This window comes from Halomonas sp. DP3Y7-2, assembly GCF_019800795.1.
Taxonomy (GTDB): domain Bacteria; phylum Pseudomonadota; class Gammaproteobacteria; order Pseudomonadales; family Halomonadaceae; genus Halomonas; species Halomonas litopenaei_A.
In genome coordinates, this window is record NZ_JAHVKJ010000011.1 from 192,827 (window position 1) to 217,869 (window position 25,043).

Consider the following 25,043-nt stretch of genomic DNA (forward strand, 5'->3'; position numbering starts at 1 on the left):
GTTTTTCTTACACTCGCCTCCCCTTCGTCACCAGATCGACCCGGTTTCTCTACCACAACCCCCTCGCACATGGCCTGCACTCGACCGACACTCTGTTGCAGGACAACACCCGCCTTTTCCGCTCACCATTATCTGGAGGCGCCATGAGCGCACCGTCTACGCACTCGCCTCTCGTTGGCTCACTTCACTCTCCTTCGAACCACTCCGCGGATGCGTCCGTCTCTGGCAAAGCGACGGCCTACGAGGCTCACACTCCTGACCACGATGGCAAGATCCACTGGAGCGAGACGGAGCACCGCACCTGGCAGACCTTGATGGAACGTCAACTGGCGCTGATCGAAGGACGTGTTTGCCACCAGTACCTGGAGGGGCTGGAGCGCCTTGCCCTGCCCACCGATCATATCCCGCAGCTCGATGCGATAGATCGGGTGTTGGACGACGCCACGGGATGGCGAACCGCCGCAGTCCCGGCGCTGATCCCCTTCGATACCTTCTTTGAGCTGTTGGCCAACCGGCGCTTCCCCGTCGCGACCTTCATCCGCACCCCGGAAGAGCTGGACTATCTCAAGGAGCCGGATATCTTTCACGAGATCTTTGGCCACTGCCCCATGCTGACCAATCCGGCCTTCGCTGAGTTCACCGCCACCTACGGGCGGCTGGGCCTGGCAGCCCAGCCCAAGGATCGGGTGTATCTGGCCAGGCTCTACTGGATGACGGTTGAATTCGGCCTGGTGGACACGCCAGAGGGCCGACGCATCTATGGGGGAGGCATCATTTCATCGCCACGGGAGACGCTCCACGCGCTTTCCGACGCACCGGTAACGCGTCGCTTCGATGCCCTCGATGCACTGCGTACGCCCTACCGCATCGACATCCTGCAACCGCTTTACTATGTTCTCGACAGTCTTGACGACCTCCAGACACTGGCCCAGCAGGACCTGATGGCGCTGGTGGAACAGGCCAAGGCGCTAGGACTCTTTGCCCCGCTGTTCACGCCCAAGGCGCGGTCACCCCGCGCCTGACGACCGGCAATTTCTGCCCTACCACTAGCATTTGGAGCTATCCCATGAGCGAACACCCATCGTCCCTGTCACAACAATCCTGCGAAGCCTGCCGCTGGGACGCCCCTCATGCCAGCGAGAGCGAGATGGCCAGCTGGCAAAAACAGCTGCCCGAGTGGCAGATCGTCGAGCGCGATGGCATCATGCAACTGGAGCGGAGCTATCGCTTCCGCAACTTCAAGCAGGCCCTGGCGTTCACCAACAGAGTCGGCGAGATCGCTGAAGAGGCTGGTCACCATCCGGCGCTGTTGACCGAGTGGGGCAAGGTCACCGTGACCTGGTGGTCCCACGAAATGAAGGGCCTGCACAAGAACGATTTCATCCTAGCGGCTAGAACCGACGAGGTAGCAAGTTAAATGTTCGAGAAGATTGAGCGGGTTCCCGGGGATGCCATCCTCGGGCTCATCGAGGCCTTCAAGAAGGACACCAATCCCCAGAAGGTCGATCTTGGCGTCGGCGTCTACCGCGATGCAAAGGGCAACACTCCGGTGATGCGTGCGGTCAAGGAGGCCGAGGCCCTGCTGCTCAACAACGAGACCACCAAGACCTACATCGGCTCACACGGTGCTCCCGAGTACGGTGCCGTGGTCTTGCCCATGGTGCTGGGCCAGGACTCACCGGTGCTGGAAGCTGGGCGTGCCAGTGCCACCCAGTCTCCCGGTGGCACCGGCGCTCTGCGCCTGGCGGCCGACTTCGTTGCCAGCCAGCTGCCTGGCAAGGGCATCTGGGTCAGCGATCCCACCTGGCCAAACCACCACGGCATCTTCACCGCCGCCGGTATCGCACTACACAAGTACCCCTACGTGGATGCCGACAACCGTCTCGACTTCGACGGCATGCTGGCGGCTCTGAAGCAGATTCCCCAGGGCGACGTGGTGGTCCTGCACGCTTGCTGCCACAACCCGACGGGCTTTGACCTGAACCACGAGCAGTGGCAACAGGTGCTTGAGGTGCTGCAGGAGCGTGACCTGCTGCCGCTGGTGGACTTCGCCTATCAAGGTTTCGCTGAAGGCCTGGATGAAGACGCCTACGCAGTGCGACTGTTGGCCGAGAACCTCGACAATGTGCTGATCACCAGCTCCTGCTCGAAGAATTTCGGCATCTACAACGAGCGTACCGGTGCGCTGATCGTGGTCGCGAAGAACAACGAAGAGATGGAAAACGTTCGTTCGCAAATCGCCATTGTCGCCCGCGAGAACTATTCCAACCCGCCCGCCCACGGCGGAGCTATCGTCGCCGAAATTCTGCACTCGGCCGAGCTCGCAGGCGTCTGGCGTGAGGAACTCACGGAAATGCGTGACCGCATCAACACCCTGCGTCGCGACTTCGTCGAAGCACTGAAGCCTTACGGGCTGAGCGAGAAATACGCGCACATTGCCGAGCAGCGTGGCATGTTCTCCTACACCGGTCTGTCACCGGAACAGGTAGATCGCCTGCGCGATGAGTTTGGCATTTATATGGTGCGCTCCGGCCGTGCCAACGTGGCGGGCTTCTCTCAGGAAAACCTGCCCTACCTGGCCAAGGCGGTTGCCGCGGTCAATAGCTGAGACACCACTGACGCCTCGCCACTACCGCTAAGCGGTGAGGCGTCATTGGAGAAAGCGATAACGCCCGGGTCCAGCCCGGGCGTTGTCGTATGCAGGTCAGCGCAGCAATGCCGGTAGCGCCGTTCAGCCCAGGCCATGCTTGGTTGCCCACACCGCCGCTTCCACTCGGGAGCGCAGGTCCAGCTTCTTGAACAGATGCTTGACGTGCACCTTGACGGTGCCCTCGGCGATGTCGAGTTCACGGGCGATCATCTTGTTGGACAGCCCCCGGGCCAGGGTGCGCAGAATATCTCGCTCTCGCGCGGTGAGGCAGGACATGCCATCGTCGCCCCCCGCCGGCAGCTCGCCCTTGACCACGCTGGCCAGCAAGGACGCCATTTGCGGCCCCAGCACCACCTGCCCCTGCGCGGCCTCGCGAATCAAGCGCAGCACCTCTTCCGGGTCCATGTCCTTGAGCAGGTAGCCGTCGGCACCTTCCTTGAGCGCCCGCACCACATCATCGTCGGCATCGGATACGGTCAGGATCACGATACGACTCTTGACCCGAGCGTCGCGCATCCGCCTCAGCACCTCAATCCCATCGATCGGATGCATGTTGAGGTCCAGCAGGATCAGATTGGGCTGAAGGTCAATCGCCTTGCGCACCGCTTCCGCACCGTCGGAGGCCTCGCCCACCACCACCAGGCTCGGGTCCATGTCCACCAGCTGGCGAACGCCACGCCGAAAGAGAGGGTGATCGTCCACGATCATCAATCGAAGCATGCTCATTGCCAAATCTCCTGAGTGAGTGCGTCCGACCTATGCCGGACGACACGTTCAGCTGACCGCGACAGGTAGCTGTACCAGCAGGCGCGGCAGAAAGCGGACGGTCACCACGGTGCCACATGGCTTGATGCCATTGACCGAGAGCTTTCCACTCAGGCTCCTCGCCCGCTCTTCCATGATGGCCATCCCATGGGAAATGGATGGATCTGACTGGGGACCGATACCGACCCCATCGTCCTTGATCGACAGCTGATAATGACCCGTCTCTTCTGCGGCAAGACTGACCGTACAGTGGCGGGCCCTGGCGTGGCGCGCCACGTTGGACAACGCCTCGCGCACGATCTGCAGGACATGAATTTCTTCGTTGGGCGTCAGCGCAAGCCCGCTCCATTGCCCTTTCAAGGTCAGCTCGAAGTCGCCCCGCTTGGAATACTCCTGCACCGTCTCATCCAGCGCCGCCTCCAGGCCCGCCTCGTGGATGCGCAGACGGAAGGTATTCAGCAGTTCGCGCAGCTGACGATAGGACGAGTTCAGCCCATGCCTCAGCTCGGCCACCACTTGCGCGACCTGTTCGTGGCGCTGCTGGTCCAGCTGCATCTGCAATCGCGTCACCTGAATCTTCAGGTAGGACAATGATTGCGCCAGGGAATCGTGAAGCTCTCTGGCAATGACGGCGCGCTCATCCATCAGCGCCAGCCTGCGCTGCTCATCGGACTTTTCCGACAATGACAGGGCCGCTGCGATCAGCCCTGCCACGGTTTCGACCAGCTCGATCTTCCACTGTGCCAACATGTGCCCAGGGGGCTGCTGGACCCGCAGTTCGCCGAAGTCGCGCCCTGCCTCGCGCACGCGCACCGCATACTCATTGCCGCTGCCTGGCGATGGAGAAGATGTCATACGACTGCCCGACTCCGATCGCGCTGTCGCAGCCTCGGCTTGATGATGGGCCGCGGGCCGAGGCACAAGGCGAATCATTTCCTTGCCGGCCCCACCGGTAGTGAGCCTCAGTTCGAACGGTCCCTCGTCGGTGACCGCCTCCAATTGACGCAGCACATCTTCAAGTTCCTCACGGGTCAATGGCGTCACGCCATTCAAACGTCGCGCCGTCAGGTAAAGCATGCGCAGCGCATCATTACTGCGCTTCAACTCATGCGTCTTGGCCGCCACTCGCTTTTCGAGCTGCCCGTACATTTCCGAAAGACTGGCATTCATCTTGTTGATCGTACGCGACAAGAGGCCAAGCTCGTCATTCCCACGGTAGGTCGTTCTACCAGAGAAGTCACCCACCATTACACCATTTACCACCCGAATAAGATCTCTAAAAGGCGGCATGACGCCACACACAATTCTGTACACCACCATCACCATAAAAACAACAAGAATGGTCAGCGACACACCCTGAAAAACTTCCAGAAAGACCACCTTAGACTCGGCATATTTTTGCAGACTCCCAACTAGAATATCCACTTTATCGACGAACTCTGCCACCTGGTCATCGAGGCGAAAGGCATTGCCGCCGTCAAAGGCATGGATATTGGGTCGCAGGTTTTCGTGCCAACATTCGACCACTCTGTCATAGGCGTCTCTCAGGGGGTCATCCACATCGCCAGGAATCAGACTGACAATGGCTGGGCTGGCAAGAGTGGCTTCCATCTGTTCCTGCTGCCAACGGCGCCGGGGATGGTCGGCAGGCAGCAATTCACTGGTCGACAGCAATCGGTAGGCCTGCATCCTCAGCGACCCCGCCTGATTGATGGCATCGGCGTAGCCACCCGCGCTCTGGGCGATAACAATCGAGCCCAGCAGGCTGACCAGCGCCAGACAGGCAATCGCGGCCATCGCGACCAGCATGCGCAGCATCAGAGAGCGGCGCAGGTAAAAGGCGCCGTTCATGGCTGCCCCTCGTGTCTTGTCTTCCACCACCCACTTCTATTGACCCAGATCAAGGGAGTTATCACCTAACCAATATCAGAATGTCTCATTAATGTTTCGAGGCAGATAATACGTGACGAATCTCTTAAAAACACCCGCATACCCCCATGGAGGTAAGAGATCAACGACGCTGGATATACCCTCCCATTCTGTTGATCACAATCAAGTGCCTTGCAGATACATTGTAGCAATGTTTAAGGGGACAAACCGGCCCCCCTACTGAGGAAAGCACATGCTTCAACATGACTCCGTACCGCGGCGTCAGCAGAATCAAGCGCTAGGTCTGGCCACCCTGGCCTTCACTCTCTGCTTCGCTGTCTGGACTCTCTTCTCGATTCTCGGCATTCAGATCAAGGAAGACTTTGGTCTTTCTGACACTCAACTCGGCCTGTTGATGGCCACGCCGGTACTGACCGGCTCCATCAGCCGTCTATTCCTCGGCGTACTGACTGACCGTTTCGGTGGCCGTTGGGTGTTCGGCCTGCTGATGCTGATCACGGCCACCTGCGTCTATCTGCTGACCTTTGCCAACAGTTACTCGATGCTATTGGTCGGCGCCCTGGGTATCGGCCTTGCGGGTGGTTCCTTCATCGTCGGCGTCGCCTACACCTCCGCCTGGTTTGAAAAGGAACGCCAGGGAACGGCTCTGGGCATCTTTGGCGCCGGTAACGTGGGGGCTGCTGTCACCAATTTTGGCGCCCCTTTCCTGCTCCTGGCACTGGGCTGGGAGAGCACCGCGCTGGTCTATGCCACCATCATGGCCATCATGGGCGTCGCCTTCATTGTGCTGGCCAAGGAAGATCCCGGCAGTCGCTCCCGCAACGCCGTGCGCCAGCCGCTGTCCGAGCAATTTGCGCCGCTGGCCGACCTGCGCGTGTGGCGCTTCTCGCTGTATTACTTCTTCGTCTTCGGCGGCTTTGTGGCCCTCGCCCTGTGGCTGCCCCACTACCTGATCGAGGTCTACGGCCTCAGCCTGGGCGCAGCGGGTATCGTCGCGGCGCTGTACACTATCCCAGCCTCGCTGTTCCGCATCCTCGGCGGCTGGATGTCGGATCGCTACGGCGCTCGTCGGGTGATGTACTGGACCTTCCTGGCCTCGGTCATCTGCACCTTCCTGCTGAGTTATCCGCCCACCCAATACACCATCGACGGAGTGCGTGGCCCGGTCGAATTCACCTTCGCCATGCCCCTGGTCGGCTTTATCCTGCTGACCATGGTGCTGGGCTTCTTCATGTCCCTGGGCAAGGCCGCCGTGTACAAGCACATCCCGGTCTACTATCCCAAGAGCGTAGGTCTGGTGGGCGGCGCGGTAGGCATGGTCGGCGGACTCGGCGGCTTCTTCCTGCCACTGACCTTCGGCATGCTCAACGATGTCATCGGCATCTGGCAGAGCTGCTTCATGCTGATGTTCGTCGTGGTCGCCGCGGCGCTGCTGTGGATGCATCACGCGATTCGTAAAGCCGAACGCATCGAGGCTCGCGACCGCTGCGAATCCACCGATCTGCCGGAGCTTTCTACCCCCAGCAAATTCGTGCTGCAGGACTGGCGCCCGGAAGACGAGTCGTTCTGGCAGACCACCGGCCGCAAGATTGCCAGTCGCAATCTATGGATCTCGATCCCCTGTCTGCTGCTGGCCTTCAGCATCTGGATGGTGTGGTCCATGGTGGTGGCCAAACTGCCCCAGGTGGGCTTTGACTACAGCCCGAACCAGCTGTTCTGGCTGGCCGCCCTGCCGGGACTGTCCGGCGCTACGCTGCGCATCTTCTACAGCTTTACCGTGCCGATCTTCGGCGGGCGTCGCTTCACCGCTTTCTCCACGGCCTCACTGATTCTGCCGGCACTGTGGATCGGGTTTGCGGTACAGAACCCTGACACCCCCTACCTGGTGATGGCGATCATTGCCCTGCTGTGTGGCTTCGGTGGCGGAAACTTTGCCTCCAGCATGGCCAACATCGCGTTCTTCTATCCCAAGCGCGAGAAAGGCAAGGCACTGGCCATGAATGCCGGTCTTGGCAACCTTGGCGTATCGGTGATGCAGTTTCTGGTGCCCGTGGTAATTTCTACCGGCAGCTTCGTGATGTTTACCGGAGACGGCCAACCGCTGTCAGACAGCGGCATGCTGTGGCTGCAGAACGCCGGCTTCGTGTGGGTGCCGTTCATCGCTATCGCCACCGTTGCCGCCTGGTTCGGCATGAACGACATCGCCAGCGCCAAGTCCTCGTTCAAGGAACAGTCGGTCATCTTCCAGCGCAAGCACAACTGGCTGATGTGCATTCTCTATACCGGCACCTTCGGTAGCTTCATTGGTTTCTCTGCCGGCTTCCCGCTGCTGACGAAGACCCAGTTCCCGGCCATCGACGCCTTGCAGTATGCCTTCCTCGGCCCGTTTGTCGGCGCCCTCAGCCGTGCTTGGACCGGCGGTCTTGCCGATCGCTTCGGCGGCGCCCGGGTCACCTTCTGGACCTTCCTGACCATGATCGCCGGGGTCATCGGCGTGCTGTTCTTCCTGATAAACAAGACCATGCCGATGGCGTTCTACGGTTTCTTCGCCTCGTTCATGCTGCTGTTCTTTGCCACCGGCGTCGGCAACGCCAGTACCTTCCAGATGATTCCGTCGATCTTCCGTAAGGAGGTGCCGCGCCTGATGCCCAACCTGACCAGTGCCGAACAGCTGGTCCACGCCGAGCGCGAATCGGCCGCCACCATTGGCTTCACGTCGGCCATCGCCGCCTACGGCGCCTTCCTGATCCCGAAGTCCTTCGGCACCTCGATTTCGCTGACGGGAGGACCGGAAGCCGCCCTGCTTGGCTTCATCGTCTTCTACCTGCTGTGTACCGCCCTGACCTGGTTCTACTACAGCCGCAAGGGCGCAGAAATCGAACTCAATCTGGACGCCGGGCCTGCCTGCAAGGGCCGCAGCAAGGACCACCCCAAAGAGGCTTCGGACGCATAGCACTGACATTCAGGACTGACGTTCAGTGCTGACGTTGAGAGCTAGCTCTGAGCTTCAAGACTCCACCAGACCGTGACATTCGAGTCCACAAGGACCGCCTAGCATGGCCCCCGCAAGGGGGCCTTTGAGGAGACCCCCCATGAGTCACTTTCTCGATCGGCTGAGATACCTGACCAAGCGTCCTCCCCAGTTCGCCAATGGACATGGCGAAACGAGGGAAGAGACCCGCGACTGGGAAGATGGCTATCGCGCTCGCTGGCAGCACGACAAGATCGTGCGCTCCACCCACGGGGTGAATTGCACCGGCTCATGCAGCTGGAAGATCTACGTCAAGAATGGCCTGGTGACCTGGGAAACCCAGCAGACCGACTACCCCCGCACCCGCGCCGACCTGCCCAATCACGAGCCACGTGGCTGCCCGCGTGGCGCCAGCTACTCCTGGTACCTGTACAGTGCCAACCGCCTCAAGTACCCGCTGATCCGTCAGGAGCTGGTCAGCCTGTGGCGTCGGGCGCTGGACAAGCACGAAGACCCGGTGGAGGCCTGGGCCTCCATCGTCGAAGATCCGGTGCTGGCCAACCAGTACAAGCGTGCCCGTGGCATGGGCGGCTTCGTTCGCGCCGACTGGGACGAGGCCCAGACCCTGATTGCTGCGGCCAACGTCTATACCGCCAAGACCTACGGTCCCGACCGCATCATCGGTTTTTCACCGATTCCCGCCATGTCGATGGTCTCCTACGCCGCCGGCGCTCGCTATCTATCGCTGATCGGTGGTGCCTGCCTGTCCTTCTATGACTGGTACTGCGACCTGCCGCCGGCCTCCCCCCAGACCTGGGGCGAGCAGACCGACGTGCCGGAGTCCGCTGACTGGTACAACTCTGGCTATATCATCGCCTGGGGCTCCAACGTGCCCCAGACTCGCACGCCGGACGCTCACTTCTTTACCGAGGTGCGTTACAAGGGCACCAAGACCGTGTCCATCACCCCGGACTACGCCGAGGTGTCGAAGCTCACCGACGAATGGCTGTCCGCCAAGCAGGGTACCGACGCTGCTCTGGCCATGGCCATGGGCCACGTCATCCTCAAGGAGTTCCACCTCGACTCCCCCAGCGCTTATTTCACCGACTACGTCAAGCGCTACACCGACATGCCCTTCCTGGTGGCGCTGGAGCCCCGGGAAGACGGCAGCTACGCGCCCGGCAAGCAGCTACGGGCGGCTGACTTCGATGCTTCGCTTGGACAGGACAACAATCCCGAGTGGAAGACCGTCGCCTGGGACGAGAAGCGCGACCAGCTGGTCGTGCCCCGTGGCTCCATCGGCTTCCGCTGGGGGGAAAATGGCGGCGAGGAAAAAGGCAAGTGGAGCCTTGAGTCACTCGACGCCGACGGCCAGGAGGTCGACCTGCGTCTGTCCCTGGCCGATGCCCATGACAGCGTCGCCAAGGTGGCCTTCCCCTACTTCGGCGGTATCGCCCACGAGCACTTCGACCACGTCGAAGGCAACGAGGTGCTGCACCACTGCCTGCCGGCCAAGAAGCTGGCCCTGGCAGACGGCAAGGAAGTGCTGGCCGTCACCGTGTTCGACCTAATGTGCGCCAACTACGGTATCGACCGTGGCCTCGGTGCTGACGGCGAAGACGACGGCGCCACCTCGCTAGACCAGCTGCGTCCCTATACCCCTGCGTGGCAAGAAAAGATCACCGGTGTGCCGGCCAGCCAGTGCATTCGCATCGCCCGCGAGTTCGCCAGCAATGCCGACAAGACCCAGGGTCGCTCCATGATCATCGTCGGTGCCGGGATGAACCACTGGTACCACATGGACATGAACTACCGTGGGCTGATCAACATGCTGGTGCTGTGTGGCTGCATCGGTCAGTCCGGCGGTGGCTGGTCCCACTACGTGGGGCAGGAAAAGCTGCGGCCCCAGACCGGCTGGCTGCCGCTGGCCTTTGGTCTGGACTGGCAGCGTCCGCCGCGCCAGATGAACGGCACCTCGTTCTTCTACAACCACTCGAGCCAGTGGCGCTACGAGAAGCTCGAGGTCAAGGAGCTGCTGTCACCGCTGGCCGACCCCAGCAAGTACGACGGCAGCCTGATCGACTTCAACGTGCGCGCCGAGCGCATGGGCTGGCTGCCCTCCGCTCCTCAGCTCGGGATCAACCCGCTGCGACTGGCGGGCCCCGCTCTTGAGGCCGGCATGTCCACCGCCGCCTACACGGTCAACGAGCTGAAGGCGGGACGGCTCAACTTTGCCTCAGAAGACCCGGACAACCCCCAGAACTTCCCGCGTAACATGTTCGTGTGGCGCTCCAACCTGCTGGGCAGCTCCGGCAAGGGCCACGAGTACATGCTCAAGTACCTGCTGGGTACTCGTCACGGCTTGCAGGGCAAGGATCTGGGAGAAACTGGCGGAGCCATGCCCAAGGAAGTCACCTGGCACGCCGAGGCGCCCGAGGGCAAGGTGGACCTGTTCACCACTCTCGACTTCCGTATGTCCACCACCTGTCTGTATTCCGACGTGGTGCTGCCCACCGCAACCTGGTACGAAAAGGACGACCTCAACACCTCGGACATGCACCCCTTCATCCACCCGCTGACCGCCGCTACCGATCCGGCCTGGGAAGCGCGCAGCGACTGGGACATCTACAAGGGCATCGCCAAGAAGTTCTCCGAGGTCTGCCCCGGCCACCTGGGCGAGGAGACCGACCTGGTCACCCTGCCGCTGCAGCACGATAGCCCAGGCGAGCTGGCCCAGCCCGAGGTGCTCGACTGGAAGCGCGGCGAGTGCGAGCCGGTGCCCGGCAAGACCATGCCGAGCCTGGTCGAAGTCAAGCGCAATTACCCTGAGACCTATGAGCGCTTCACCTCGGTAGGACCACTGCTCGAAAGCATCGGCAACGGTGGCAAGGGCATCAGCTGGAATACCGAGAAGGAGGTCGAACTGCTGCGGGGCCTCAATCACGTCAAGCTGGACGGCCCGGCCAAGGGGCAGCCGCGCATCGAGACCGCCATCGACGCCGCCGAGGTGATCCTGTCACTGGCACCGGAGACCAATGGCCAGGTCGCGGTCAAGGCCTGGGAGGCGCTGTCGAACATTACCGGACGGGACCATACCCATCTGGCGATTCCCAAAGAAGAGGAAAAGATCCGCTTCCGCGACGTGGTGGCGCAGCCGCGCAAGATCATCTCCAGTCCGACCTGGTCAGGCCTGGAAGACGAGCATGTCTCCTATAACGCGGGCTACACCAACGTCCACGAGTTGATCCCCTGGCGTACCGTGAGCGGCCGTCAGCAGTTCTATCAGGACCACGCCTGGATGCGCGACTTCGGTGAAAGCCTGCTGGTCTATCGTCCGCCCATCGACACCAAGGCCACCAAGGCCATGGCGATGCCGCGTCCCAACGGCAACCCGGAAATTGCGTTGAACTGGATCACCCCGCACCAGAAGTGGGGCATCCATTCCACCTATTCCGACAACCTGCTGATGCTGACCCTGTCTCGGGGCGGCCCCATCGTCTGGCTGTCCGAGGATGACGCCCGCGCCATTGGCGTCGAGGACAACGACTGGATCGAGCTGTACAACGCCAACGGCGCCATTGCCGCCCGCGCCGTCGTCAGCCAGCGGGTCAAGAACGGCATGGCGATGATGTACCACGCCCAGGAACGCATCGTGAACGTGCCCGGCTCCGAAGTGACCGGCACCCGCGGAGGCATCCACAACTCGGTGACCCGCGTCTGTCCCAAGCCGACCCACATGATCGGCGGATACGCCCAGCTGGCCTACGGCTTCAACTACTACGGCACCGTCGGCTCCAACCGCGATGAGTTCGTCATGGTGCGCAAGATGAAGCACGTCAACTGGTTGGACGGGGAAGGACAGGACAGCGTTCAGGAGGCAGTGAAATGAAGATCCGTTCACAAGTGGGCATGGTGCTCAACCTCGACAAGTGCATCGGCTGTCACACCTGCTCGGTGACCTGCAAGAACGTGTGGACCAGCCGTGAAGGCGTGGAATACGCCTGGTTCAACAACGTCGAGACCAAGCCGGGCATCGGCTACCCCAAGGAATGGGAAAACCAGGCCCGCTGGAAAGGCGGTTGGCTTAGGCGCGAGGACGGCACCATCGAACCGCGTATCGGCGGCAAGTGGCGGGTACTGGCGAACATCTTTGCCAACCCGGACCTGCCGGAGATCGACGACTACTACGAGCCGTTCACCTTCGACTACCAGCACCTGCACCAGGCCAAGCGGGGGCGCCACCAGCCGGTGGCCCGTCCGCGCTCGCTGGTCTCCGGCCAGCGCATGGAAAAGATCGAGTGGGGCCCGAACTGGGAAGAAATTCTTGGCACTGAGTTCGCCAAGCGGCGCAAGGACGTCAACTTCGATCAGATCCAGGCGGACATCTACGGTCAGTTCGAAAACACCTTCATGATGTACCTGCCGCGCCTGTGCGAGCACTGTCTGAACCCTGCCTGTGTGGCCAGCTGCCCCAGCGGTGCCATCTACAAGCGCGAGGAGGACGGCATCGTCCTGATCGACCAGGACAAGTGCCGCGGCTGGCGGATGTGCGTGTCCGGCTGTCCGTACAAGAAGATCTACTACAACTGGAAGACCGGCAAGTCCGAGAAGTGCATCTTCTGCTACCCGCGTATCGAGTCCGGCCAGCCGACGGTGTGCTCCGAGACCTGTGTCGGCCGCATTCGCTACCTCGGCGTGCTGCTGCACGACGCCGATCGTATCGAAGACGTCGCCGCCTCCAAGGACGACCGCGACCTCTACCAGCGCCAGTGCGAGATCTTCCTCGATCCCCACGATCCTGAGGTCATCGCCCAGGCCAAGCGTGACGGCATCGACGACAACGTGATCAAGGCCGCCCAGGAGTCCCCAGTCTACAAGCTGGCCATGGACTGGCAGCTGGCCCTGCCGCTGCACCCGGAATACCGCACCCTGCCGATGGTCTGGTATGTGCCGCCGCTCTCTCCCATCCAGTCGGCGGTGGATGCCGGTCACGTGGAGAGCGATGGCGTGCTGCCCAAGGTCGAGTCCCTGCGCATCCCGGTGAAATACCTGGCCAACATGCTGACCGCCGGTGACGAAGCCCCTGTGCTGCGAGCGCTCAAGCGGATGATGGCGATGCGCGAATACATGCGTGGCAAGCACGTGGATGGCGAGGCTCGCCTCGACGTACTGGACGAAGTCGAGCTGAGCGTGGCCCAGGTCGAGGAGATGTATCGCTACCTGGCCATCGCCAACTACGAGGACCGCTTTGTCATCCCGACCAGCCATCGCGAACTGGCCCGCGAGGCCTTCCCGGAGCGTGGCGGCTGCGGCTTCACCTTCGGCAATGGCTGCCAGGGCGGAAGCGACGATGTCAGTCTGTTCGGCGGACGCAAGCAGACCACCACCCTGGTCGACGTTGAGCAGTACGATCCCGCTCATCCGGAGGTCGAGCATGACTGATGCCGCCACTCAAGGGCCACTCGCCCAGGGCCTGCGTGCCCTGGCCCGGCTGCTCGACTATCCCGACCGAGAGCTGATCGCGGCTATCGATGAGGTCAAGGCCGCCATTGCCGCCATGCCACTGCCGGGGGGAGCCCCCCGGCAGGCCTTGCTTGACTGGTGCGATCGCCTGCGTGATGCCCGCCTGCTGGACGTCCAGGCGGCCTATGTCGCCCAGTTCGACCGCGGCCGCGCTACCTCGCTGTTGCTGTTCGAACATGTCCATGGCGAGTCCCGGGACCGCGGCCAGGCCATGGTCGACCTGCTCAGCGAGTACGAGGCGGCTGGCTTTGCCCTGGACAGCCGCGAGCTACCCGACCACCTGCCGCTGCTGCTGGAATTCCTGTCTACCCGTAGTGCCAACGACATCGCCAGCTGGATCGGCGATGTCAGCCATATCCTGGCGCTGCTCACGGCCCGCCTGGAGAGCAAGCAGTGCGATCAGGCGCTCATCACGCGCACGCTGCTGGCCATGATCGGCGCCGAGGATCAGGTGGACACCCACCGCGAGGCGGTCGAACAGGAGTCACCCGACAACACCCCTGCTGCCCTGGACGCCGTGTGGGAAGAAGAAGCCGTCCGCTTCTCGGCCGAATCGGATCAGGACTGTGCACTGACCTCGGCGGAAGGCAGGCGTCTTGCCGAACGTCGTGGCAGCGTCCAGCCCGACACCATTCGTCTTCCCGATGCCATGCCCTCTCGACCCACTGGAGGTCTGTCATGAACTACCTGCATACCCTGCTGTTCGGCCTCTACCCTTACCTGGCGGGCAGCGTCTTTCTCATCGGCAGCCTGCTACGCTTCGACCACGGTCAGTACACCTGGAAGACCGGTTCCAGCCAGATGCTATCGTCCAAGCGCATGCGCCTGGCCAGCCCGCTGTTCCACGTTGGCATCCTGGTGATCTTCTTCGGCCACCTGGTCGGCCTGCTGACACCACACTGGGTCTACGCGCCCTTCATCAGCGCTGGCACCAAGCAGGTGTTTGCGATTCTGGTGGGGGGCCTTGCCGGTATCGCCTGCCTGATCGGTGGCGCCATGCTGCTTCACCGCCGCTTCACCGATCCCCGGGTCAAGGCGTCCTCCAGCGTCATGGACAACCTGATCATCGTGCTGCTGGTGGTCCAGGTCACCCTGGGCCTGTTGACCATCCCTGCCGCCATGCACCACCTGGACGGTGGAGTGATGATCAAGCTGGCTGAGTGGGCCCAGGCCATCGTGTTCTTCCAAGGGGATGCCGCCTCCCATCTCGAAGGCATTGGCTTCATTTACCACCTGCACATCCTGGTGGGACTGACCATCGTGCTGATCTTCCCGTTCACCCGTCTGGTGCACGCCTGGAGCGCCCCGCTTGGCTATCTGGGCCGCCGCTATCAAATCGTGCGGCGACGCGCCTGAGGATCCTGATGATGAAAACCATTCCCTTGGAAACCTTGCCGGCCACACCTCGCCTGAGCATCCGCGTTGGCGGCGCCGTCATCGATGAGGCAGATATTGCCGGGGAAATGCAGTTTCATCCGTCATCGGATCGCGAGGCCGCCGCCAGGGCGGCGGCCCGCGCCCTGGTCATCCAGGCCCTGCTGCGACAGCGCGCCGAGATTCTGGGGATCGAGACGGGCACCCTGCATGAACCCGACGAGCGCGCCATTGCCGTCATGCTGGAGCAGGAATTGCAGATTCCGGCACCCGATGACGACGCCTGCCTGCGCTACCACGCCGCTCACCCTGAGCGCTTCTGCGAGCCCGCTCGCTACAAGGTCAGGCACATCCTGCTGGCGGCCGCCCCGGATGACGTAGCGGCCAGGGACGCCCAGCTGGCCCAGGCGGAAACCCTGATCAAGACCCTTCGCCAGCGCCCTGAGCGCTTCACCGAGCTGGCCCAGCGGCATTCTCAATGCCCGTCCAAGGACCAAGGCGGCAGCCTCGGCTGGGTGGCGCGAGGTCAAACCGTCAGCGAGCTGGATCGCGCCCTGGAGACCTTGCCGGAGGGACTGCATGACCGCGCGCTGCCCTCGCGCTATGGCTGGCATGTGGTGTGGGTCGATGCACGCCTCGATCGTCAGCCACTGCCCTACGCCGAGGTGAAGGAAAGCGTTCAGCATGAGCTGACCGAGCAGGCCACTCGAGTGGCCCTGCGCCACTACCTGCTGGCCCTGGAGAGCGAGATTGGCGTGGAAGGCTTCACCCTCGCCGACGAGGATGCCGACGGACCGCTGATGCGCTGAACTCGATGCACAGAGTCCGGGCCCAAGCCGTGCGCCAGCGCAACCTCGACAGCATCACCGTGGCTGGCGCCGAGCTCTGCGACTGACACTCACCCGCACCCTTTTCTTGCTACACGGAGGCCTTGCATGTCACATACGTCAACGAGCGCCGTCTTCATCCCTCTGGATGTTGCCCTGCTTACCGTCTCGGATAGTCGGGGCCTGGCGGAGGACGGCAGCGGCGACTTGCTGGCTGAACGTCTTGCCAACCACGGCCATCGCCTTACCGCGCGGGCGCTGGTCCCCGACGACATCTACCGCATCCGCGCCCAGGTCAGCGCCTGGGTCCTGCGCGAAGACATCCAGGTGGTGCTGGTCAACGGCGGCACCGGCTTTACCGCACGGGACAATACCCCGGAGGCACTGACGGTGCTGTTCGATAAGGTCGTCGAAGGCTACGGCGAGCTGTTCCGCCAGCGCTCGTTCGGGAGTATTGGTACCTCGACGATACAGTCCCGTGCCATCGGCGGCATCATCGACCGTACCCTGGTCTTCGCCATGCCCGGTTCCCCCAAGGCCTGCGCCATGGCCTGGGATGAGATACTGGCGGCCCAGCTCGATGCGCGCACGCGTCCCTGCAACTTTGTGGCCATGGTCGTCAACGACCCGCAGCGCTGCGCCAGCCGCCAGTCCTCGCAGGCGATGGACCACCGTCTGGAGGAGGTCTGATATGAGCGACACCTGTAGCTGTGACACTTCCAGGGAATCGCGCCCGCTCATCGACCTGTGGCAGGCCCGGGATCAGGTCGTTGCGCTGGCCACCCCGGTGACGGGAACAGAATGCGTGCGCAGCCACCACGCGCGAGGCCGTGTGCTGGCAACGTCCCTGCATGCCCGCATGGACGTACCCAACGTCGATAACAGCGCCATGGACGGTTACGCGCTGCGCCTGGCCGACCTCAAGGACCATGTGGGCCTACCGGTACTGCTGCGAGTGCCCGCTGGAAGCATGCCTGAACCATTGCCCTTCGGCGGCTGCGCTCGGATTTTTACCGGGGCTCAGATTCCCCATGGCGCCGACGCGGTGGTTCCCCAGGAACACGTGCGACTGGACGACAAGGGGCAGATCTACTTTCCCAAGGACCTGCGTCAAGGCCAGCATATTCGCCGTCGCGGCGAAGAGCTACGCGAGGGCGCACTACTGCTGGACGCCGGTGAACGTCTGGACGCCATTCGCCTGGCCTTGCTGGCCGCGCAGGGCTTGACCGATGTGCCCTGCCGTCGGCGTCTGCGTGTGGCGATCATCAGCACCAGTACCGAGCTGGTCAACCCGGGGCAGGCGCTGTCGCCCGGGCAGATCTATAACTCCAATGCCGAGATGCTGCATGCCCTCGCCCAGGACCAGCATGTCGAACTGGTAGATCTTGGTAACATCGAAGACACCCGTCAGGACCTCGAGAACGCCCTGCGCTATGCCTCCCGCCAGGCAGACCTGATCGTCTGCTCCGGTGGCGTATCCGTGGGTGAGGAAGACCATGTCAGGCCCTGCCTGGAGCAACTTGGCGGCATCAGCCTCAGTGGCGTGGCGATGAAGCCGGGCAAGCCCTTCACCCTGGGCTACATCGGCGAATCCCAGGCTAGCGGCACCCCATTGCTGGGACTGCCCGGCAACCCCACCGCAGCGCTGGTGTCATGGCACCTGCTCGGGCTTCCGCTATTGCAGCGGCTGCAAGGGCGCAACCTGGCGCCCCTCGCCCGCTTTCCCGTCCATGCAGGGTTTACCTTCCGCGCCAATCCAGCACGCCACCAATTGCTGAGGGTATATCTCGACCACAGCGATGTGGCCCCGGTGGCACGCATCGCCGGCGCCCAAGGCTCCAATATGCTGAAATGTGCCGCCCACGCCGACGGCTATCTGGTGGTACCACCAGGCCTTCAGGTGGTGCCCGGTCAACGCCTGGACTACCTGCCCCTGAGTCAGTTTGCCCGTTGATGCTGACACCGCAGCGACGCTGCCAGCACAGGGGCCGAGTATGGACCGTGGCCTCTCACTGTCAGCGCCCGACAGCGTGCTAGCGCCTGCGTCGGCGCCTGCACCTAGTGGTGTGACAAACCATATTCCCGCTCCACCAGGGAGACTCGGACCCTGTAGCTGGCATACCAGCGCTCGCGCCCCATGGTCTGAGCTTGACGATGGTCGAGCTGGGCCTTCCAGGCGCGGATGGACACCAGGTCGGCCCAGTAGGATACGGTGATGCCGAGGCCATTTTCGCCGTCCTCACGGGCCGATTCGATGCCAAGAAAACCCGGCTGCTGCGCGGCCAGTTCGACCATCTTGTCCGCCATGTCGGCGTAGCCGTGATCGCCGGCAGTGCGTAAGGACGTGAAGATGACCGCATAGTAGGGTGGCGTGGGGGTAGCGGCAAAAAGGCTCACCGGGGAAGGTCTCCTTGGGCTGTCTGATCGTTCACTCGGGCCATGGAGTAGGCGCTGACGTAGGTCCCGTTTCTGAAGGCAAAATGTCGCGACTCGCCCTCGATGTCAAAGCCGAATCCATGGTACAGCGCAACCGCTCGCGCATTGTCGACGTAGACCGTGAGCTCGATGCGTGTCACTGCCAGCCAGTTGTCGCATAGATCCAGCATGCTGGCCATCAGCGCGCGGCCCACCCCCTGTCCCTGGACATCATCTCTCACCCCCATGCCGAAGGTCGCCACGTGACGCCTTCGCGGAGAACGACACTGCTCGAGCCCCAGGCTACCGACAAGCTCATCGTTGAGCGCCGCCACAAGGAAGTGGAAGTGCTCATCGAACGACGCCAGGCGTTCCTTCCACAGACGGGTGCTGGGAAATGGCAGTTGCAACGTGTCGGCAAAGACAGGGGCTCGTTCATAGAGGCTCCTGAGGCCTTCCGCATCTTCGGGCTCTGCCCGCCTGACGACAACGTCCATATGGCTAACCTCCCTTCAAGCCATGCTCATTGACGTACTCATCGACGCGACGCCATTCATTGCTATCGATGCTCTGCAGATCGACTTCCTCGACGCTGTCCCAGAGCAGACCTGGCGCCACTCTCACGGTGCGCCTCAAGTACCCCCTCGCCCCAATATCTTTCATCTGCAATTCGATCACGAGGTCCGGAGTATCGACATGCCGATAGAGGATGGTCTGTGTTTTATAGGGCGTGACGAGCTCGAAAAGACGCAGCGTTGTCGTCGAGTTGATACTCTTTCCGATGCCAAAAAACACACTGACAAGCCCGACAACCAGCACAACAACAACGAGAAACCGTTTCACATGACGTCACCTCGCGGTACTTTAGCTTGCAGAGCTTTACCTCGCAGCGCTTTACCCCATAGCGCTGACCCTCGCACTGCTATGACTCACCCAACCATCACACCATGGCTCATCAGCGTCGTGTACCGACGCCATCGTTCGATAGCGTTGGCTAACAGCCTCATAGCTCGATGTACCACTTTGGCTTTATTCGCCCAAAGTCTCTGCGGACGTTGTTTTTCAGTGACTTCTTCGAGTCCAGCACGACAGCACTCCCGTCCCGCCGGTAAAACACCACCCAATGCCAGAATGGCGTGCCTCTCTCCAGGCGCCACTTGATCGCCAGCAGGGCCCTGTCGGGAAGCTGGTCCCAACCGCTGAACGCCGCTTCCCCGGCTGCTGCTTCAACACCCAATGCCTTAAGCAGGCGCCGAACATGATCCGTGCCGGACCACAGCGTGGGATCCTCGGCGAAGATCCCCAGCGCGTTCGCCTCAACCTTCGCCTGGGCGTAGTCGATACCGGCAAGGGTGGCGCAAGCGGCGATGCCACAACCGGAGATTTCTTCCTGCACCACGGGCGTCATTTCCCTGCACCTGCGTTATCAGTGTCCATCAAGCCCTCCACCGTGCTCAGAGGAACCCATCCCACCTGCCCCAACGCATTCTCGACACGGCCCCATCCCATCAGCTGATCCAGCACGTGCAGGCGCTCACCCACCTGGGTATTCAATTCCGTGGCGTCATAGTCCCGTGTGGCGATCCCCCTTTGCGGGTCGTCTGTCGCCTCGAGATAGGCAAGAGGCGCCCAACCGACCTTGCCGTCCCGGGTGGTGGTTCTCACCCAGCCCGGATATTCCAGATCCTCGTCACCCAGATGCACCTCATCGCCGCTCTTGAAGGTAATGGGGTCCGGGTATTCAGAGATGTGGGCCCAGATCACGACCACCTTCATCGTCATCTTCCCTCCTCTTCTTCTCTCTTCTCTCTTCTCTCAACCTCAGCTCCTTTCCACCTTTCCTGCTCAGCGCCTCAGCTCCTCTGCCACGGCTGTCTCGAGAAACATTGCAGGCAGGCGATGATCGCCAAGGGGCCAACGCCCTCAGCTTACCCGCGCTCAGCAGTAAACGCCCCACCGTGCCAGTGCCGAAAACGGCAGCATCGTCACCGTGCTAAAGCAAACACCAGCGCCGAGGATCATCACCCCACCGGTTGCCTCAAAATAACTTTCTACCAAGTTCTTCTTGCTGTTATCGCCGGATTGACCACCCGCCCAAAGGCCTCTTCCCCCTAAGTAAACTTGGCTTTTTCAGCATAGACCCACTTCTTTGCCCTGACGACAGCGGGTAACAATCCCTGGCCTTTTTTCCCCCCATAAACGACGACACCCCGGCGGGCGTTGCCCGTCGGGGTGTCGTGGTGTTGGCGTTGTGCCTGGTAGCGTGTTACGCCACCAGCCTGCCCTGGCGGTCTATCGGTTGGGTTTTCACCCTATCGCTTTGCCTTGGCTTTCCTCTGCGGGTTGTCGCTTCACGCCGCGTAGCGAGACACGGCCAGCCCGTTGGGGTCGATGGCGGGTGCACGACCGTCGATCAGGTCAGACAACAGCTGAGCGCTGCCGCAACTCATGGTCCAGCCCAGGGTGCCGTGGCCGGTATTGAGCCACAGGTTGTCGTACTTGGTGGCACCGATGATCGGTGTGGAGTCCGGGGTCATGGGACGCAGTCCCGTCCAGAATTCGGCCTTGGCCAGATCACCACCTTCCGGGAACACGTCGCGCACCACCATGGAGATCGTCGCACGACGCTTTTCCGCCAGGCTGAGGTCATAGGAGGCAAGCTCCGCGGTGCCGCCAACGCGAATACGGTTGTCGAAGCGCGAAATGGCTACCTTGAAGGTCTCATCCATCACCGTGGACTGGGGCGCACCGCCATCATCGAGCACTGGCAAGGTCAGGCTGTAGCCCTTGACCGGATAGATGGGCAGGCGGATGTCCAAGTCCCGCGCCAGGAACGGCGAGTAGCTACCCAACGCCATGACGTAGGCATCTGCGGTCAACTCTCCGGCACTGGTGTGCACTGCCTCGACCTTGCCAGACACGCGAGTCAGCCGCTCAATGGTGGTGTTGAACATAAACTCGACGCCGAGTTTCTCGCGGCAGTAGTCCGCCAGGCGATTGGTGAACAGGTGACAATCACCGGTCTGGTCATCGGGCAGGTGAAGACCACCCACGAACTTGCCGGGCACCCGCGCCAGCGCCGGCTCGACGTCAGCGATGCGACTGGCATCCAGCAACTCATGACGCACACCGCACTGCTCGAGTACCTTCATGTCCTTGCCGACGGCCTCGACCTGCTTTTCGCTGCGGAACAGCTGCAGCAGCCCCTTCTGGCGGTCTTCATAGCGAAGGCCAGTCTCATCACGCAGAGCATTGATGCAGGCACGGCTGTGTTCGGCGACGCGTACCATGCGCTCCTTGTTGATGGCGTAGCGCTCGGGGTTGCAGTTGCTGAGCATCTGCATCATGAAGCGACCCATGGTCGGGTCCATCTTGGGCTGGATCTTGAGCGGAGCGTGCTCCTGAAACATCCACTTCACGGCCTTCTGTGGAATGCCCGGCGCTGCCCAGGGAGAAGAGAAGCCGAAGGACACCTGGCCCGCATTGCCATAGCTGGTCTCCATGGCAACGGAAGGCTGGCGGTCCACGATCCGGACCTCATGACCCTGACGTGCCAGATAGTAGGCCGTTGTTACACCCACCACACCTGCGCCCAGAACCAATACCTTCATGTCGCCGCTCCTCTATTCTCATTGTTGGTGCCACGCCCGTCAGGGGCGCTGTCATGCCAGCCGTTGATGCAATGAGCCGCAGCTACGGGCTGCGGCTCGACATGACGCGAGTATAGAGGGGCTCAACCAGTGTTTTATTCTTTTTTTGCCCTTATGCACGAGATGGGAGAACGTTTTTTACCCACTAAGTAGAAGCATTAATCGCTTAACGACACAAAAAAAGCAATATCCACTACCCCTTCAAACCGCAGTGCCGCAGCGCTTGGGTCGCGACAGGGTGCGGCGCAACAGCAGGTAAGCGGCAAGGCCCGCCAGCAGGTTACCCAGCGCGGCTCCCATGCCGAGACCGCTGACCCCGCCTATCAGGATCACCCCGAGCCACAGACAGGGTAGATAGCACACAAACAGCCTGGCCGCGGACAGCAGCATCGCCCGCATCGGCCAGCCAAGCGCATTACCGGCGGACACTACCAGCATGCAGACTCCCAAGGCGGCGTAGCTGGGTGGCATGAAATGCATCAAGGTCGCCAGTGATTGGCTGACATCCTCCGTCCCGGCCAGCATGCCGGCCAACCATGGCGCGGCCAACGCCAGGACGATACCAAGGGCCAGTTGCCACCCCACGACTACCTTCAATGCCAGCCGCATCAGACGGTGAACTTGAGACCAGTCCCCCGCCCCATAACAGCGTCCGAGCCAAGGTGGCAGCGACATGGTCAGCGCCAGCACCACCATCAGCGACACGGTTTCCAGGCGGCTGGCCAAGCCCCAGGCCGCCACTGCCGCATCACCCAGCCCCGACACGGTCGAAATCGCGAGCATGGCCGCGAGCGGCGGCATTAGCTGGCTGATCATGGCGGGACAGGCAACACTGGCAAAGGCCTTGCCAGAGCTTCGCCACTCCTCGCCGAGGCCTTTTAACGCGAGCCACTCGCGCCCCTTCAGCTGCCAGGCCAAGACGCCAAGGCCGCTGCCGAAGGCCAGTACCGTTGCCCAGGCAGCGCCGGGCAGCCCCAGCCCCTGCCAGTCACCGATACCAAAGATCAGCACAGGGTCGAGGGCGAGGTTCACCAGGCTGGTCAGGACCATCATGCTGCCAGGCAGGCTGGTATTGCCGTGGGCACGAAACAGGCTATAGCCAAAGTACACCAGGGCGCCTAGCCAGGCCGCGATCAGCTGTGGCGCCCAGTAGGCACGAATCAGCGCTCGCGCATCGCTGTCAGCCCCCAGGGCACTGAAGATCGGGGTCTGCAGGACCCACAGCAGCAGCGCCAACGCCCCGATGGCGAGCGTACCCATCATCAGCGACAGGCTTCCCAGGCGCTGTGCTCTCACCGCCTCGCCCGCCCCCAGCGCGCGCGATATCAGGGCGGCAATGGCGATCCCCATGCCAACCTGGACACCAATCACCAGAAACGACAGGGGAAAGGTATAGGACTGCGCCGCCAGGGGAGCTGTCCCCAGGCGCGCCACAAATGCAGAGTCGACGAGTTGAAAGCCGAGCAGCGATAGCACCCCGATCGCCATCGGCCAGGTCTTGCGCCACAGGGTTGGCCCTAAGGCGCTGGAGTCGGAACTTAGGTGCACGGTATCTCCGATTGGTAGGTCTGGCCGCGTATGGTATAGCAACGCCGCAGCGCGCTCACCCTATCCCGCAACCACAGACCCCGGGCCTGGGCCCGGGGTCGTTGTACAGCCTGCGTGACGCCGCGTGTTACTGGCGAATGCCTTCGAACGTCACGTAAAGCTCAAGGCTGCGCATCGCTTCGGGGAACTTGCTCATGTCGATGTCGTAGTCGCCCAGCGCGAGCTCGGTCGAGCCCTCGAAACCTGCGCGGTAGCCACCCCAGGGATCTTCGCCCTCGCCCAGCAAGGTCACCGGCATTTCGATGGTATTGGTCACGCCATGCAGGGTCAGGTCGCCGGTCAACACGCCTTCTCCCTCGCCGGTGGACTCAAACCCGGTTGAGGTGAAAGTAGCCGTCGGATACTCGTCGGCGTTGAGGAAGTCGCCGCTCAGGATATGCTTGTCGCGTTCAGCGTGATTGGTCGTCAGGCTGGTCACGTCGACCTCGAGCTGTGCCGAGGCGCTGGCAGTGTCTTCACTATCGTAGCTGAAGGAGCCGTCAAACGACTCGAAGCTGCCGAGAATGTAGGAGTAGCCGAGGTGGCTGATCTTGAACTGGATAAAGGCGTGCTGCCCCTCCGAATCAATGGCGTAATCAGCGGCCTGAGCTTGCGCCAGGGGCAATAGAGAGCCAGCGGCCAGGGCGGCAATAGCGGTCTTCTTGAGCATGTCTTTCTCCTTGTGATGACGTCAGTCGTGCGTGAGTGACGTAACGCGTTCAACGACCTTTCGATTCGGCCGCATGTCGTCCTTGCTGTGACAGCCGAGGATCGAGCATACGCCGCAATGTGTCCTGACGGTCGACATAGTGGTGCTTGAAGGCCGCCAGTGCATGTCCCGCCGACAGAATGATCAGCACCACAGCGCTGTACCAGTGCACCACCCCAGCCCGTGACGCCTGCTCAGGCAGGTCACTGATCACCGCGGGAAGCGTGAACATGCCGAGCACCTCGATGCCCTTGCCATCCGCGGTAGAGATCAAGTACCCGCTGATCAGCACCGCCAACATCAGTACATAAAGCGCCAGATGCCCCCAGGAGGCCGCCTGACGTTCCAGCCGCGACCCGTGGGCGGCAGGCGTCGGCTGTGCCAGGCGCCAGGCTATCCTGCCCAGAATCATCAGCATGACCAGAACGCCGATGCCGCGGTGCCACCAAGGTGCCAGGTGATACCACTCACTGTAGTAGTCGAGCCCCGTCATCCACCAGCCCAGGGCGAACAGCCCGACGATGGCTACTGCACTGCTCCAGTGCAACACAATGGCGAGAAGCCCCCAGCCCCTTGGTGAATTGCGCCACATGACGGCGTCCTCTGATTCATCGATGAAATCGAGCTTAACTCATGTTGAGGCGCCAATCCGTGGAAAAATTCCGAATGATTGGTTCAATAA

The 25,043-nt window shown here is 62.0% G+C and carries 22 protein-coding genes; 11 read left to right on the plus strand and 11 right to left on the minus strand.

Annotation, left to right across the window (positions count from 1 at the left end; translation table 11 throughout):
• Nucleotides 1–143 precede the first annotated feature (143 nt).
• Genes phhA through KUV45_RS16480 form a run of 3 tightly spaced genes read left to right on the plus strand, consistent with a single transcriptional unit; the run spans nucleotide 144 to nucleotide 2,608 of the window.
• Entirely contained in the window at nucleotides 144–1,022 is an 879-nt protein-coding gene (gene phhA / locus KUV45_RS16470) for a phenylalanine 4-monooxygenase (protein WP_222163384.1), read from the plus strand.
• A 44-nt stretch (nucleotides 1,023–1,066) separates the two neighbouring features.
• Nucleotides 1,067–1,417, plus strand: a complete 351-nt coding sequence (locus KUV45_RS16475) for a 4a-hydroxytetrahydrobiopterin dehydratase (protein ID WP_206944708.1) — start codon at nucleotides 1,067–1,069, stop codon at nucleotides 1,415–1,417.
• The gene (locus tag KUV45_RS16480) at nucleotides 1,418–2,608 is read left to right on the plus strand and encodes an amino acid aminotransferase (protein ID WP_222163385.1); all 1,191 of its coding nucleotides are present in this window, start codon (nucleotides 1,418–1,420) and stop codon (nucleotides 2,606–2,608) included.
• 123 nt (nucleotides 2,609–2,731) lie between these two features.
• On the opposite strand, the gene narL is transcribed toward KUV45_RS16480, so the two are convergent.
• Together narL and KUV45_RS16490 are read right to left on the minus strand one after the other, a co-directional pair.
• Nucleotides 2,732–3,376 (minus strand): two-component system response regulator NarL, encoded by a 645-nt coding sequence (narL, locus tag KUV45_RS16485; protein WP_206944726.1) that lies wholly within the window; start codon nucleotides 3,374–3,376, stop codon nucleotides 2,732–2,734.
• A gap of 48 nt (nucleotides 3,377–3,424) precedes the next feature.
• The gene (locus KUV45_RS16490; protein WP_222163387.1) at nucleotides 3,425–5,266 is read right to left on the minus strand and encodes a histidine kinase; all 1,842 of its coding nucleotides are present in this window, start codon (nucleotides 5,264–5,266) and stop codon (nucleotides 3,425–3,427) included.
• A 271-nt stretch (nucleotides 5,267–5,537) separates the two neighbouring features.
• On the opposite strand from KUV45_RS16490, the gene KUV45_RS16495 reads away from it, so the two are divergent.
• From KUV45_RS16495 to glp, 8 genes are all read left to right on the plus strand, one after another.
• Nucleotides 5,538–8,258, plus strand: a complete 2,721-nt coding sequence (locus tag KUV45_RS16495; RefSeq protein ID WP_222163388.1) for an MFS transporter — start codon at nucleotides 5,538–5,540, stop codon at nucleotides 8,256–8,258.
• 139 nt (nucleotides 8,259–8,397) lie between these two features.
• Nucleotides 8,398–12,165 carry a nitrate reductase subunit alpha gene (locus KUV45_RS16500; protein ID WP_222163390.1) on the plus strand — a complete coding sequence of 1,256 codons (3,768 nt, stop codon included), beginning with the start codon at nucleotides 8,398–8,400 and terminating at the stop codon, nucleotides 12,163–12,165.
• Nucleotides 12,162–13,718, plus strand: a complete 1,557-nt coding sequence (gene narH / locus KUV45_RS16505) for a nitrate reductase subunit beta (protein ID WP_222163392.1) — start codon at nucleotides 12,162–12,164, stop codon at nucleotides 13,716–13,718. Before KUV45_RS16500 ends, narH begins: the two co-directional genes overlap by 4 nt.
• On the plus strand, nucleotides 13,711–14,481 hold the full coding sequence (narJ, locus tag KUV45_RS16510; protein WP_222163394.1) for a nitrate reductase molybdenum cofactor assembly chaperone: 771 nt from the start codon (nucleotides 13,711–13,713) through the stop codon (nucleotides 14,479–14,481). The genes narH and narJ overlap by 8 nt, the downstream gene beginning before the upstream one ends.
• Entirely contained in the window at nucleotides 14,478–15,155 is a 678-nt protein-coding gene (gene narI, locus KUV45_RS16515) for a respiratory nitrate reductase subunit gamma (protein ID WP_222163396.1), read from the plus strand. The genes narJ and narI overlap by 4 nt, the downstream gene beginning before the upstream one ends.
• 11 nt (nucleotides 15,156–15,166) lie before the next feature.
• Nucleotides 15,167–15,982, plus strand: coding sequence for a peptidylprolyl isomerase (locus KUV45_RS16520; protein ID WP_222163397.1), 816 nt, complete (start codon nucleotides 15,167–15,169; stop codon nucleotides 15,980–15,982).
• Nucleotides 15,983–16,108: 126 nt separating this feature from the next.
• Nucleotides 16,109–16,690: a molybdenum cofactor biosynthesis protein B gene (moaB, locus tag KUV45_RS16525; RefSeq protein WP_222163398.1), complete on the plus strand. Its 582-nt coding sequence runs from the start codon at nucleotides 16,109–16,111 to the stop codon at nucleotides 16,688–16,690.
• Between the two features lies 1 nt (nucleotide 16,691).
• Complete coding sequence (glp, locus tag KUV45_RS16530) at nucleotides 16,692–17,954, plus strand: gephyrin-like molybdotransferase Glp (RefSeq protein ID WP_222163400.1); 1,263 nt, start codon at nucleotides 16,692–16,694, stop codon at nucleotides 17,952–17,954.
• A 104-nt stretch (nucleotides 17,955–18,058) separates the two neighbouring features.
• On the opposite strand, the gene KUV45_RS16535 is transcribed toward glp, so the two are convergent.
• The 9 genes from KUV45_RS16535 to KUV45_RS16575 all read right to left on the minus strand — a co-directional run bounded on the left by KUV45_RS16535 (nucleotide 18,059) and on the right by KUV45_RS16575 (nucleotide 24,953).
• Nucleotides 18,059–18,397 carry an antibiotic biosynthesis monooxygenase gene (locus tag KUV45_RS16535; RefSeq protein ID WP_222163402.1) on the minus strand — a complete coding sequence of 113 codons (339 nt, stop codon included), beginning with the start codon at nucleotides 18,395–18,397 and terminating at the stop codon, nucleotides 18,059–18,061.
• Entirely contained in the window at nucleotides 18,394–18,912 is a 519-nt protein-coding gene (locus KUV45_RS16540) for a GNAT family N-acetyltransferase (RefSeq protein ID WP_222163406.1), read from the minus strand. Before KUV45_RS16540 ends, KUV45_RS16535 begins: the two co-directional genes overlap by 4 nt.
• 4 nt (nucleotides 18,913–18,916) lie before the next feature.
• Complete coding sequence (locus tag KUV45_RS16545) at nucleotides 18,917–19,258, minus strand: hypothetical protein (protein ID WP_222163407.1); 342 nt, start codon at nucleotides 19,256–19,258, stop codon at nucleotides 18,917–18,919.
• A gap of 160 nt (nucleotides 19,259–19,418) precedes the next feature.
• On the minus strand, nucleotides 19,419–19,823 hold the full coding sequence (locus KUV45_RS16550; protein WP_222163409.1) for a hypothetical protein: 405 nt from the start codon (nucleotides 19,821–19,823) through the stop codon (nucleotides 19,419–19,421).
• The gene (locus KUV45_RS16555; protein WP_222163410.1) at nucleotides 19,820–20,197 is read right to left on the minus strand and encodes an SH3 domain-containing protein; all 378 of its coding nucleotides are present in this window, start codon (nucleotides 20,195–20,197) and stop codon (nucleotides 19,820–19,822) included. The genes KUV45_RS16550 and KUV45_RS16555 overlap by 4 nt, the downstream gene beginning before the upstream one ends.
• Nucleotides 20,198–20,766: 569 nt before the next feature.
• Complete coding sequence (locus KUV45_RS16560; protein WP_222163411.1) at nucleotides 20,767–22,026, minus strand: D-amino acid dehydrogenase; 1,260 nt, start codon at nucleotides 22,024–22,026, stop codon at nucleotides 20,767–20,769.
• Nucleotides 22,027–22,266: 240 nt separating this feature from the next.
• Nucleotides 22,267–23,553 (minus strand): MATE family efflux transporter, encoded by a 1,287-nt coding sequence (locus tag KUV45_RS16565; protein WP_222163696.1) that lies wholly within the window; start codon nucleotides 23,551–23,553, stop codon nucleotides 22,267–22,269.
• Between the two features lie 187 nt (nucleotides 23,554–23,740).
• Entirely contained in the window at nucleotides 23,741–24,322 is a 582-nt protein-coding gene (locus tag KUV45_RS16570; protein WP_222163413.1) for a YceI family protein, read from the minus strand.
• Nucleotides 24,323–24,371: 49 nt separating this feature from the next.
• Nucleotides 24,372–24,953, minus strand: a complete 582-nt coding sequence (locus KUV45_RS16575; RefSeq protein ID WP_222163414.1) for a cytochrome b — start codon at nucleotides 24,951–24,953, stop codon at nucleotides 24,372–24,374.
• Nucleotides 24,954–25,043: the final 90 nt, after the last annotated feature.